The sequence below is a fragment of the Zoogloea sp. GDB6 genome, from assembly GCF_056724105.1.
The window spans coordinates 2,219,481-2,231,529 of the sequence record NZ_CM161497.1 but is presented as its reverse complement, the minus strand read 5'-3'; the positions used below and the strand labels follow the sequence as shown (position 1 = coordinate 2,231,529).

Annotated in this window: 10 protein-coding genes; 1 reads left to right on the top strand and 9 read right to left on the bottom strand. The window is 64.1% G+C overall.

Translation table 11 applies throughout. The features are described 5' to 3' along the window. Window positions 1–23 precede the first annotated feature (23 nt). The 9 genes from dmpH to benA form a co-directional block, all read right to left on the bottom strand. The gene (gene dmpH / locus AC1PQG_RS10140; protein WP_481122441.1) at window positions 24–812 is read right to left on the bottom strand and encodes a 2-oxo-3-hexenedioate decarboxylase; all 789 of its coding nucleotides are present in this window, start codon (window positions 810–812) and stop codon (window positions 24–26) included. Between the two features lie 19 nt (window positions 813–831). Then, window positions 832–1,614 carry a 2-oxopent-4-enoate hydratase gene (gene dmpE / locus AC1PQG_RS10135; RefSeq protein WP_079437419.1) on the bottom strand — a complete coding sequence of 261 codons (783 nt, stop codon included), beginning with the start codon at window positions 1,612–1,614 and terminating at the stop codon, window positions 832–834. Window positions 1,615–1,720: 106 nt separating this feature from the next. Continuing rightward, window positions 1,721–3,181: a 2-hydroxymuconic semialdehyde dehydrogenase gene (locus AC1PQG_RS10130; RefSeq protein WP_481122440.1), complete on the bottom strand. Its 1,461-nt coding sequence runs from the start codon at window positions 3,179–3,181 to the stop codon at window positions 1,721–1,723. A 237-nt stretch (window positions 3,182–3,418) separates the two neighbouring features. Further along, complete coding sequence (locus tag AC1PQG_RS10125; RefSeq protein WP_481122439.1) at window positions 3,419–4,366, bottom strand: catechol 2,3-dioxygenase; 948 nt, start codon at window positions 4,364–4,366, stop codon at window positions 3,419–3,421. Window positions 4,367–4,410: 44 nt separating this feature from the next. Beyond that, window positions 4,411–5,727 carry an MFS transporter gene (locus AC1PQG_RS10120; RefSeq protein WP_481122438.1) on the bottom strand — a complete coding sequence of 439 codons (1,317 nt, stop codon included), beginning with the start codon at window positions 5,725–5,727 and terminating at the stop codon, window positions 4,411–4,413. Between the two features lie 55 nt (window positions 5,728–5,782). Further along, complete coding sequence (gene benD, locus AC1PQG_RS10115; protein WP_481122437.1) at window positions 5,783–6,568, bottom strand: benzoate diol dehydrogenase BenD; 786 nt, start codon at window positions 6,566–6,568, stop codon at window positions 5,783–5,785. Then, window positions 6,565–7,581: a benzoate 1,2-dioxygenase electron transfer component BenC gene (gene benC / locus AC1PQG_RS10110; protein WP_481122436.1), complete on the bottom strand. Its 1,017-nt coding sequence runs from the start codon at window positions 7,579–7,581 to the stop codon at window positions 6,565–6,567. The genes benD and benC overlap by 4 nt, the downstream gene beginning before the upstream one ends. Before the next feature lie 60 nt (window positions 7,582–7,641). Beyond that, window positions 7,642–8,127: a benzoate 1,2-dioxygenase small subunit gene (benB, locus tag AC1PQG_RS10105; protein WP_481122435.1), complete on the bottom strand. Its 486-nt coding sequence runs from the start codon at window positions 8,125–8,127 to the stop codon at window positions 7,642–7,644. Beyond that, window positions 8,127–9,500 carry a benzoate 1,2-dioxygenase large subunit gene (gene benA / locus AC1PQG_RS10100; RefSeq protein ID WP_481122434.1) on the bottom strand — a complete coding sequence of 458 codons (1,374 nt, stop codon included), beginning with the start codon at window positions 9,498–9,500 and terminating at the stop codon, window positions 8,127–8,129. Before benA ends, benB begins: the two co-directional genes overlap by 1 nt. 725 nt (window positions 9,501–10,225) lie before the next feature. Between benA and AC1PQG_RS10095 the strand changes: the two genes are divergently transcribed. Further along, the gene (locus AC1PQG_RS10095) at window positions 10,226–12,046 is read left to right on the top strand and encodes a sigma 54-interacting transcriptional regulator (RefSeq protein ID WP_481122433.1); all 1,821 of its coding nucleotides are present in this window, start codon (window positions 10,226–10,228) and stop codon (window positions 12,044–12,046) included. Window positions 12,047–12,049: the final 3 nt, after the last annotated feature.

Genomic DNA, 12,049 nt, shown 5'->3' with positions numbered 1-12,049 from the left:
ACTGCATGCCGCCGGGCCGTGCTTTAAACGAAGCGCATCGAGACGGAGCCGAGATCCTGGAAGCGCACGTTGACGTGGTCACCCGGATTCACCGTGATGGCTTCGGTGACGCCGCCGGTCATGATGAAAGTACCGGCCGGGATCTCCTGGCCGCGGGCGCCCAGGTGGTTGGCGAGCATCGCCACGGCAGTCAGCGGGTGGCCGAGCACGGCGGCGCCGGCGGCCATCGCCTTGATCTCGCCGTTGATCTCCATCACCACACCGAGGGTGCGCAGGTCCAGCCCTTCCAGGTCGCGCATGGTGTTGCCGACCACGAAGCGGGACGACGAGGTGTTGTCGGCGATAACGCTCTTCAGGTCGAACTTGAAGTCGCGGTAACGGGAGTCGATGACTTCCACGGCGGGCAGAACGAAGTCCACCGCCGCCATCACGGCGCCGACGTGGCAGCCGGGGCCCTTCAGCGGGGCCTTGGTGACGATGCAGATCTCGGCCTCGACCTTCGGGTGGATCAGCTCGGCGTGCTTGATGTCGCCGCCGTCCGGGCGGGCCATGTAGTCGGCGACGAAGCCGAACACCGGGGTTTCGACGCCCATCTGCTTCATCTTGGCGAAGGACGTGAGGCCGCACTTGAGGCCGGCGACCTTGTTGCCGCGGGCTTCCTTGCGGCGGCGGATCTCGTCCTGGATCGCGTAGGCGTCGTCCCAGTCCATGTCCGGATGATCGTCGGTGATCTTGGTGACGTCGCGGGCCTGCAGCTCGGCGCTTTCCAGATGCTCGGCGAGGGAGAGGATGGTGGCTTGATCGAGTTTCATGGGAATGCCCTTGCTGGAATCAGATGAAGCGCACCGACGTGCCGCCCAGGCCGCCGACGCTGCAGGTGAGGCTGTCACCGGCCTTGACCGGGACGAGCGGGGATTGGGAGCCGGACAGGATCACCTCGCCGGCCTTCAGCGCGATACCCAGGCGGCCGAGGGTGTTGGCCAGCCATACCACCGCATTGACGGGCGAGCCCTGCACGGCGGCGCCGGTGGAGGTGCTGATGATCTCGCCGTTCTTCTCGAGGACCATGCCGGCCAGCGCCAGGTCGAGGTCGCGCGGGCTCTTGCGCACGCCGCCGAGCACCAGCACGCCGCAGGAGGCGTTGTCGGCGACGGTGTCCTGGATCTTGATCTTCCAGTCGCGGATGCGGGAATCGACGATCTCGAAGCACGGCACCACGCATTCGGTGGCGCGCAGCACGTCGGCGGCGGTGACGCCGGGGCCCTGCAGGTCGCGCTTGAGGATGAAGGCCACTTCGGCTTCGGCCTTGGGGGCGATCATGGAATCGACAGGGATCGCTTCGCCCTCGTTGTAGATCATGCCGGAGGTCATCTGGCCGAAGTCCGGCTGATTCACCTTGAGCATGTCCATCACCACCTTGCTGGTGACGCCGATCTTCTTGCCGATGATGGTCTCGCCGGCGTCCAGGCGGCGCTGGATCATGCGCAGCTGGATCTGGTAGGCGTCCTCGATGGTGATCTCGGGTTCGCGGTCGGTGAGCGGGTCCACCGCGGTGCGGGTGATCAGCGCGTTGTAGAGCTCGTCACCGTATTGCTCGATCTTGTTCTGGTTCATGGAAGGCTTCCGTCAGTCTGTTGGGTGTAGGTGCCGGCCCCGGAGGGAGGGAGCCAGGGCCGGCGGGCGCACCATGGGGGCAGTGCGCCGTGGGAGCGGAGTCAGGTCAGTACTTGATCATCACGTTGCGCAGCTCGGTGTAGAACTCCAGCGAGTGCAGGCCACCTTCACGGCCGATTCCGGACTGCTTGGAGCCACCGAAGGGCGTGCGCAGGTCGCGCAGGAACCAGCTGTTGATCCAGCACAGGCCCACTTCGATCTGCGTGGCCAGGCGGCTGGCGCGGCTGATGTCCTGGGTGTAGATGGAGGTGGCGAGGCCGTACTTGGTGTCGTTGGCCATGCGCACCGCCTCTTCTTCAGTATCGAAGGGCTGGATGTGGCAGCACGGTCCGAAGATTTCCTCGCGCACGACGGAGGCGGTTTCCGGCAGGCCGGTCCAGATGGTCGGCTCGACCCAGCAGCCGTCCTTCAGCGCGTCCGGCATGTTGGGCACGCCACCGCCGGTGACGATGGTGGCGCCTTCAGCCTTGGCCTTCTCGTAGTAGGACAGCACCTTCTTCTGGTGCACCTTGCTGACCAGCGGGCCAATCTTGGTGTCCGCATCGAAGGGAAGGCCCGGCTTCATCGCCTCGGCCTTGGCCTTCAGTGCATTCACGAACTTGTCGAAGATCGGGCGCTCGACATACACGCGCTCGGTGCCCAGGCAGACCTGGCCGCAGTTTTCGAAGACCGAACGGGTGACGGTATTGACCGCGTTCTCGAAGTCGCAGTCGGCGAACACCACGGCGGCGTTCTTTCCGCCCAGTTCCAGCGACACCGGGCGGATGCCGTCGGCGCCGGCCTTCATGATGGCGGTGCCGGTCTTGGTCTCGCCGGTGAAGGTAATGCCGTCCACGTCCGGGTGGGCGGTCAGCAACGCGCCGGCGGAATCCACGCCATAGCCGTTGACCACGTTGTACACACCAGCGGGCACACCGACCTTGTTCATCACTTCGCCGAGCAGGGTCGCGGTGGCCGGGGTGACCTCGGAAGGCTTGACGACCACGGTATTGCCGCAGGCCAGCGCCGGGCCGACCTTCCAGGTCATCAGCAGCAGCGGCAGGTTCCACGGGCTGATCACCGCGATCACGCCGCGCGGCGTGCGCACGCCGTAGCTGCGCGCGGTCTTGCCGTCGGGGGTACGCATCTCGAAGGACTCGGTGGAGACGTTCTTGATGGTGTCGGTGAAGATCTGGAAGTTGGCCGCGCCGCGGGGAATATCAATGTGGGACGCCAGGTGGGCTGGCTTGCCGGTGTCGGCGATTTCGGCCTGCAGGAAGTCATCGAAGCGGTTGTTGATCTCGGCGACGATGCCATCGAGCATCTTGCAGCGCTCGACCACCGACAGCTTGCCCCAAGGGCCATGCAGCGCAGCCTTCGCGGCAGCCACGGCGGCATCCACTTCAGCCTTGCCGGCCTCATGGACCAGGCCGATCAGGGAGTTGTCCACCGGGTTGCGGTTTTCGTAGGTCTTGCCGCTGACGTTGGTGACGTACTCACCGTTTATGAAGTTCTTGAATTCTTTCATGTCTTTCTCACTGTCTGAGGTCTCGTAGGCCCGGCTGGTCACGGCACCTGGGCGGGCACGGCCCGACGGGAGCTGGACACTTCTTCCGGAGTGATCGCTCGGCGGGGCGCTGTTCTCGGCCTCGGTCGATCGACTGAATCTAGTTTAGCGAGATTTAATTAAAATCTCGATATTTTTTTATTCTGTTGTTATCCCATGACGACGCCCTTGCGGGCGTCGCCGTGGATGCTGCAAGAATCAGGTGAACACGCTCAGGAAAGCCTCGTTGAGCTTGCGGTCGTGATAGAAGATCGCGGGCCCGAGGGTTTCGTCGTACCACGTGATGACAGGCTTGTCCGGATAGGCGATGTAGCCGCCGGAGAACACCTCGTTGCGGTTGCCGGACGGGTCGAAGAAGTAGATCGTCTCGCCGCGGGTGATGCCGTGGCGGGTCGGCCCGATGTCGATCGACGTGTGGGTGCGGGACAGCACGTCACCGGCGTGCAGTACCTTTTCCCAGCTGCCCAGTTCGAAGGACACGTGGTGCAGCTTGCCCTTCACCGGCTGGCGAATGAAGGCCACGTCGTGGGCCTTGTTGGCGCAGGTCAGGAAGGTGCCAATCATGAAGTCCGGCTGGTTCTTCAGCACCACCTTCTCGGTGATGTAGAAGCCGAGGACCTCGGTGAAGACCTTCACCGAGCCGTCCAGATCATCGCCGTACAGCAGGCAGTGATCGAAGCGCGACGGGGAGATGCCGACCAGGCCGTCCGGCCACGGGTTCGGATTGACGTCCGGGCCGTCGGTGCCGCAGTTGTTGCCGATCTGCTCCTTCTCGGCAAACAGCTCCATCACGTGGCCGGTGGGCACCGTGAAGCGGAAGCGCTTGCCGGTCTTGGGATGCTCGCCGGCCTCGACCCAGCCGAGGTCGGAACACAGGCCGCAGGCTTCCAGGTCGGCCGCCAGCTTGTGGAGGGTCTCGACGGAGTCGACCTTCCAGCCCATGTAGTCCATGCCCGCGCTGTCGGCTTCATGCAGCACGATGCTGTGGTGGTCGTGCTCATCCCAGGCCTTGAGGAACACGCGGCCCTGGGCGTCGCGTTCCACTTCGATCAGCCCCAGCACGTCCTTGTAGTGCTTGAGCGCGGGTTCCAGCTCCAGCACACGCAGGGAAATGTGGCCGGGGCGCAATACGCCGGTGATTGCCATTTGATTTGTCTCCTGGTTGGGTTGTGGGTTCGGCCCTGCTCCGCTCAGTGGTGGGCGGATGCGGAACGACCGTGGTTGATCATGGAAACGGCCAGGGTGGCGATCACTGCGGGGATCGCGATGGCCATGAAGTTGTGCTGCAGCGGGAGGGACATGCCGACCAGGGTGCCGATGACGATCGGTGCCAGGATCGCGCCACTGCGGCCGACTCCGGACGCCCAGCCGATGCCGGTGGAGCGCACCGCCATCGGGTAGTACTGGCCGACATAGGCGTAGGTGAGGATCTGCGTGCCGATGGTCGAGGCACCGGCCAGGCCGACCAGCACGTACAGCACTTCGGTCGGGACCTTGTAGCCGAGCAGCGTGATCGACACCGCCGCCAGCGCGTAGAAACCAACCAGCACGTACTTGATGTGGAAGCGGTCGGCCAGCCAGCCGCCGCCGATGGCCCCGATCATCGCGCCGAAGTTGAGCACCAGCACGAAGGTCAGCGCCGAGCCGAGGCTGTAGCCGGCACCAGCCATCAGCTTGGTGAGCCAGGAGCTGAGGGCGTACACCATGAACAGGCACATGAAGAAGGCGACCCAGAACATCGTGGTGCTGAAGCCGCGGCCATCCTGGAACAGCTTGCCGATCGGCGCGCCGTGGGCGTGGTGGGCATGGGGCAGGACAAACTCGTCACCGGCGGCCGGCACGTAGGACGGATCGATGCACGGCAGGATGCGCTTCACTTCTTCGGCACGGCCGTGCTTGATCAGGAAGGCCATCGATTCCGGCAGCGACTTGAGGATCAGCGGGATCAGCAGCACCGGCAGGCCGGCAGCGACGAACACCGACTGCCAGCCGTAGCTCTCGATCAGCCCCTTGCCGAGCAGCGCCGCCAGCATGCCGCCCACCGAGTAACCGCTGAACATCAGCGTCACCAGCGTGCTGCGCATCTTGCGCGGCGAGTACTCGGTCATCTGGGCGACCACGTTCGGCATCACGCCGCCGATGCCCAGCCCCGCCAGGAAGCGGGTGACGCTGAAGCTCACCGGATCGGAGGTGAAGCCGGCGGCGGCCGTGAACACGCTGAACAACAGCATGCAGATCGCGATGGCCCAACGGCGACCGATCCTGTCGGCGATGGTGCCGAGGAAGATGGCGCCGAACATCATGCCGAACAATGCCGAGCTGACCATGAAGCCGGCGTTGGTCGGGGAAACGCCCATCTCCTTCATGATCGACGGCAGCGCGATGCCGGCTACCGCCAGGTCGTAGCCGTCGAAGATGATGATGAGGGCGCACCAGAACAGCACGAGGCCATGAAAACCGCCAAAACGTGCGTGATCGGTGAGCTTGTGTACGTCGATCTGTGCCATGTTGTCTCGCTTATTTAATTGTTATGAAAAATGGGGAGGGACGAAGCTCCGGGCGTCAGCCGAGGTCGCCGCCACCGACCGGCACGATCGAGCCGGTGATGTAGGAGGACTCGTCAGAAGCCAGGAAAAGGATCGGGGCCACCTGCTCGTCGATCGTGCCGTAGCGGTGCATCAGGCTCGAATCGATGGTCTGGTCGATGACGCCCTGGTACCAGGCCTGCTCCTGCTCGGTCGGCTGGGCCTGGTTGCGCGGGATGCGGCGCGGCGGCGCCTCGGTGCCGCCGGGCGCGGTGGCGTTGATGCGGATGCCGTCCTTGGTGTGCTCCATGGCGATGGAGGCCGTCAGCGCATTGACACCGCCCTTGGCCGCCGAGTACGGCACGCGATGCACGCCGCGGGTGGCGATGGACGACACATTGACGATGACGCCCTTCTTCTGCGCCAGCATCGACGGGAGCACGGCGCGGCAGCACCACAGGGTCGGGAACAGGGAGCGGCGGATCTCCGCCTCGATCTGTGCCTCTTCGTAATGCTCGAAGGGCTTGGCCCAAATCGTGCCGCCGACGTTGTTGATCAGCACATCGACGCGCCCGAAACGGGCCAGCGCCTCGGCCACCACCGACTCGGCGCCGGCGAAGGTTTCCAGGTCGGCCTGGAAGGCTGCGGCCTTGCCGCCAGCCTGGGTGATTTCGGCAACCACTTCCTCCACCAGCGGCGAGCGATCCACGGCCAGCACCGCGCCGCCCTCGGCGGCCACGTTGAGTGCTACGCCGCGGCCGATGCCCTGAGCGGCACCGGTGACGATGACGATCTTGTCGGTAAAGCGATTTGCACGGCTCATGCTGCGGCTCCTTCGCTGGAGGCGGAGAACTTCTCGAAGTAGAAGTTGGCCGGGGTCACAGCAGCGACCGCCATCCATTTACGGACACCTTCGACCATCGGAGGGGGGCCGCAGACGTAAACATCGACGTTGCCGTCGTTCAGATTGGCGGGCGTCAGGTGATCGGTGACGTAGCCGAGGCGCGGATGGCCGCTGGCGGCGTCCACCACACAGGTGACGTAGTCGAAATTGGGCATCGCCGCCTTCAGAGCCTCGAGCGTGTCCAGTTCGACGAGGTCATCGTTGGTATTCACGCCATAGGCCAGCAAAATAGGCTGGGTGGTCGGGTTCTCCTGCAGCCAGCGCAGCATGGACAGGAACGGTGCAAGGCCGGTGCCGCCGGCGAGCATCAGGATCGGGCGCTGGGCCGGGCGCAGGTAGAAGCTGCCGTAGGGGCCGGTGAAAGTCATCGCGTCGCCAGTGTTGGCCTTGCTGCGCATGAAGGTGCTCATCAAGCCGTTGGGGACGTCGCGGATCAGGAAGGACAGCTCGTTGCGGTTGGGCGCGGAGCTGAAGGAATAGGCGCGGGTTTCCTGGGTGCCCGGCACGTTCAGGTTGACGTACTGGCCGGGCAGGAAGGACAGCGGCTTGTCGGCCTGCAGGGAGAAAGACACGGTGGTCGCGGAGTCGCGGTCGATCTTCGACAGCTTGCCGCCATGGGTCGCCACCTCGGTCTTGCAGGCGGCGGACGAAGCCGGCACGCGGATCACGCAGTCGGATTCCGGGCGCATCTGGCAGGTCAGGATGAAGCCTTGCGCGGCTTCGTCATCGGTCAGGGCATCTTCGATGTACACGCCCTGGTTGTAGCGGCCACTTTCGCAGTGACACTTGCAGGTGCCGCAGGCGCCGTCGCGGCAGTCCAGCGGAATGTTGATCTTGGCCCGGTAGGCGGCATCCGCCACCAGCTCGTCGGCTTCGCAGGGAATGATGCGGGTAACCCCGTCTTCGAACTGCAGCGCAATGTTGTAGGTCATGGTGAGCGCCCCTCTGTCGTGGAGTAAAACAAGGGCCCGCCCTCCGGCGGGCCCGATACATCAGATGTGGTAGATGTCCAGCACGTGATGGATGTGGTCGTTCTTCAGGACCACGTACTTGCGCTTGATCAGCGGCTTCGGACCGGTGACGTCGAGGGTGTATTCGGACGTGCCGAAGTAGGTGTCGACGATCTGGTAACGGTAGCTATGGGTAGTCCAGTTGAAGCGCAGCCGGATCGTGCTGTCGTCCTGGGAGAGGATCTCCAGGTTGTTGATCGCGTGGCCGGTGCGGGTGTCCGGAATGGTGGCGCTCGAGCGTTCGGTCTCGATGCGGAACACGCGGTCTTCCAGGCCCTGCTTGTTGGCGTAGTAGATCAGCGAGACTTCGTTCTGCGGATTGGTGGTCAGCGTGCCGTCGTCATCCCAGGACGGCATCCAGAACTCGGCGTCTTCGGCGTAGAAGGCCAGCCAGTCGTTCCAGCGGCGTTCGTCGAGGGCACGGGCTTCCTGGTACAGGTAGGTTTGAATGGCTTCGTAGGACAGCATCACTTGTCTCCGTTGTTTTCTTCAGCGTGGATGGCTTTCTTCATGGCTTCGACCCAGTACTTGTGCTGCACGGTGTACAGGCCTTCGTCTTCGGTCTTGACGCCGGACAGCTCGGGCTTGAGGCCGATCGCCTTGGCGTTGTCGTCGGCGCCTTCAACCCAGTGCACCGAGCCGCGGGTCATGTCGTTCCACTTCACGGCGCGGGCGTTGAAGCCCTGCTGGCAGGAGCGGAACTCTTCCAGGTCGTCCGGGGTGGCCATGCCGGTGGCGTTGAAGAAGTCCTCGTACTGACGCAGGCGGCGGGCACGGGCTTCCGGGGCTTCGCCCTTGGGGGCGATGCAGTAGATGGTGGCTTCGGTCTTATCGACGGAGATCGGGCGCAGCACGCGGATCTGCGAGCTGAACTGGTCCATCAGATACACGTTGGGGTACAGGCACAGGTTGCGGGACTTGCTGAGCATCCAGTCGGCCTTGGCCTCGCCGAACTTCTCGACCCACTCGTCGCGCTTGGCCCACAGCGGGCGGTCTTCCGGGTTGGCCCAGTTGGTCCACAACACCAGGTGGCCATTCTTGAAGGAGTAGGAGCCGCCGCCCTTGCGCGCCCAGCCGCCGGCGCTCATGGCCTTGATGGTGTCGACCTTGCCGTCGGTGGTACGGCGCCCTTGCGTGGCGGCGTAGTTCCAGTGGGTGGCGGTGACATGGTAGCCATCGGCGCCGTTCTCGGCCTGCAGCTTCCAGTTGGCGTCGAAGACGTAGGAACCGGAGCCGCGCAGCACCTCGATGCCTTCCGGTGCCTGGTCCACGATCATGTCGATGATCTTGGCGGCTTCACCCAGATGCTCGACCAGCGGCTTGACGTCCGGGTTGATGCTGCCGAACAGGAAACCACGGTAGTTTTCGAAAGCGCCCAGCTTGACGAGATCGTGGCTGCCGTTGCAGTTGAAGCTCTCGGGATAACCAGCATCCGGGGTCTGGTCCTTCACCTTCAGCAGTTTGCCGGCGTTGTTGAAGGTCCAGCCGTGGAACGGGCAGGTGAAGCTCGACTTGTTGCCCTTCTTGTGACGGGCCAGCTGCGCGCCGCGGTGCGTGCAAGTGTTGAGCAGCGCGTTCAGGTTGCCGGTCTTGTCGCGGGTCAGCACCACCGGCTGACGGCCGACGTAGACGGTCATGTAGTCATTGACGTTGGCGATCTGGCTTTCGTGGGCGAGATAGACCCAGTTGCCCTCGAAGACGTACTTCATCTCGAGCTCGAACCATTCCTCATCGGTGAAGGCAGAACGATCCAGGCGGTAGATGTGATTGACGGGATCCTCTTCAAGCAAGGCATCGAGCTTGTCGAGACGGGTCTGGGTGTCGTGGCGGATCTGGGTCACGCTGGTCTCCTATTCGCGGTCTGAATCAAAAATCGCCCACGGGCGCTGGTGCAAAACGGTTTCTTCGGGCCGAGCCCTGCCCTGCCGGCGACCGGACGGGTCGACACGCACAAGGGGGTAAAACGAGCTGCGGTAAGGGCGCCGCCGGATGGCGGCCGGGGTAGCGACCGCCTAGGGCGGATCGCGGGGGGAAAGCATCGGTGGCATGATCTTAGTCTCCATTCGTGGCCCGCTTGTCTGCGAGGCTCTGTCCTGTTCGCCGAACTCCGGATTTGCGCAATTCGTTGCTTGATCGAGCATTCCGTTGAGTCTGGCCTTGCGGGAGACCTCGTAGCGAAAGGCGTGCCAGCTCTCGCAAAAAGTCAATTGGCATAACCTGCACAACCCAGCGCTGGCGCGGGATTTAGGTTAATTCTCGAGATTTTTTGGAGGGGCGCAGGTATGCTTCGCCGAGCATCGAAGCGCCTGAGCAAATGAATCAAATGCTTTAATCCATTCATTAATAATGCACTGCACAATGAATCAATGCATTCACGCCCCTGTCGGCGGAGGGGTCATCCGGAGTTGTTCCCCACCCGCCAACCGGCGTATCTTCGGTATTGCCGACATCGAATCGGCTTCAGGCACGCCACGTGCTACTACCCGCGGCTCTGATTCAGACCTATAAGCATTGAGGAGGGAGAGACAATGCACGCCAGAACCCGCAATGCCCGGGAGGTTCGTCCGTGAAATCGGCCAGCCGTCCCCCCGTGATTCCGCAAGGCCATCTGCCGGTCGTGTCGCCTGAACAGGCGGACAGCGACAAGCCGCACTTCCCCGAGGTCAACGACCTGATGGGGCGCCTGCACTTCTCCACCAGCGACGGCCGCATCTGGCTGGACGACCAACGCATGCTGCTGGTCCACGCCAAGGCACTGGGCATGCTGCGCCGGGACATGATCGAGCTGCTGGGCCTCGACGTGGCCCGTGGCTTCATGACCCGCATGGGCTACTACGCCGGCGTCGCCGATGCGCAGCTGGCCCGCAAGGTGCGCCCCAAGACCTCGATCCACGACATGTTCGTGGTCGGCCCGCAGATGCACTGCCTGGAAGGCATCGGTGTATCGGAAGCGGTGCGCATCGAGTGCGACGTGGAGCGTGGCATCCATTACGGCGAGTTCATCTGGACCAGCCCCGTCGAGGACGAAGAGCACATCCGCCATTTCTCCATCGGCACCGAGCCGGCCTGCTGGATGCAGATCGGCTACGCGTCGGGCTTCTCGTCCGAGTTCATGGGCCGCCAGGTTCTCTACCGCGAGGTCGAGTGCCAGTCGATGGGCCACCCGGTGTGCCGCATCATCGGCAAGCTGGTGGAGGAATGGGGCCCGGAGGCCGCCGAGGACCTGCGCTACATGATGCCGGAGACCCTGCAGTTGGGCGTACCACCGAATGTGGTGCGGCCGGCCTGCTCCATCGGCCAGCCCGGTGCGGAACAGATCCCGACCGACATGCCGGTGGGCATGTCGCCAAGCTTCAATTCGGTGATGCACCTGGTCCGCCGCGTCGCGCCGACCCAGGCGACGGTGCTGTTCCTCGGCGAGAGCGGCGTCGGCAAGGAAGTCTTTTCGCGCACCCTGCACCGCCTCAGCGCCCGCGCCGATAAGCCCTTTGTTGCGGTTAACTGCGCGGCGATCCCGGAGCAGCTGATCGAATCCGAACTGTTCGGCGTCGAGCGCGGCGCCTACACCGGCGCACTGCAGAGCCGCCTGGGCCGCTTCGAGCGGGCCGACGGCGGCACCCTCTTCCTCGACGAGATCGGCACCCTCAGCGCCAGCGCCCAGGGCAAGCTGCTACGCGCGCTGCAGGAGGGCGAGATCGAACGCCTCGGCGACTCCCAGACCCGCAAGGTGGACGTGCGCGTGATCGCCGCGACCAACGTGGACCTCCGCGACGAGGTGAAGGCCGGGCGCTTCCGCGAGGATCTGTTCTTCCGTCTCAATGTCTTCCCGGTACGCATCACACCGCTGCGCGAGCGCCGCGAGGACATCCCGCTGCTGATGACCCACTTCCTGTCCAAGTTCAACGCCCGCCATGGCCGGCATCTGACCGGATTCACGCAGCGGGCGGTGGATGCCATGCTGTCCTACGATTGGCCGGGCAACATCCGCGAGATGGAAAACGTCATCGAGCGTGGCGTGATCCTCGCGCCGGAGGGCGGCGCAATCGACGCCCCCCACCTGTTCACCAGCGGCGAACGTTTCACCGAGCAGCGCTTCACGATCAACAAGGACGGCAAGCTGGTGGCCATGGACCCATCGGTCTTCGTCACCGAACTGACGCAGGACCGGGAAGTCGAGCGGGTCAGCCGGCGCGTCAGCAACCTGCTCCTCGACGATCACGACGACTGCGACAAGGTGTCGCTGGACGAGATCGAAACCCTGCTCCTCAAGCGCGCCATCGAGCGCGCCCAGGGCAACGTGGCCGCCGCCGCGCGCCTGCTCGGCATCACCCGGCCGCAGATGGTCTATCGTCTGAAGAGCCGCGGCATCATCAACGAGGGCGAGTAAGCC

Coding starts and splice junctions, on each gene's coding strand:
- dmpE (WP_079437419.1), bottom strand. CDS start 1,614: ATGAACCAGAACAAGATCGAGCAATACGGTGACGAGCTCTACAACGCG.
- AC1PQG_RS10125 (WP_481122439.1), bottom strand. CDS start 4,366: ATGGCAATCACCGGCGTATTGCGCCCCGGCCACATTTCCCTGCGTGTG.
- benC (WP_481122436.1), bottom strand. CDS start 7,581: ATGACCTACAACATTGCGCTGCAGTTCGAAGACGGGGTTACCCGCATC.
- benB (WP_481122435.1), bottom strand. CDS start 8,127: ATGCTGTCCTACGAAGCCATTCAAACCTACCTGTACCAGGAAGCCCGT.
- AC1PQG_RS10130 (WP_481122440.1), bottom strand. CDS start 3,181: ATGAAAGAATTCAAGAACTTCATAAACGGTGAGTACGTCACCAACGTC.
- dmpH (WP_481122441.1), bottom strand. CDS start 812: ATGAAACTCGATCAAGCCACCATCCTCTCCCTCGCCGAGCATCTGGAA.
- AC1PQG_RS10120 (WP_481122438.1), bottom strand. CDS start 5,727: ATGGCACAGATCGACGTACACAAGCTCACCGATCACGCACGTTTTGGC.
- benD (WP_481122437.1), bottom strand. CDS start 6,568: ATGAGCCGTGCAAATCGCTTTACCGACAAGATCGTCATCGTCACCGGT.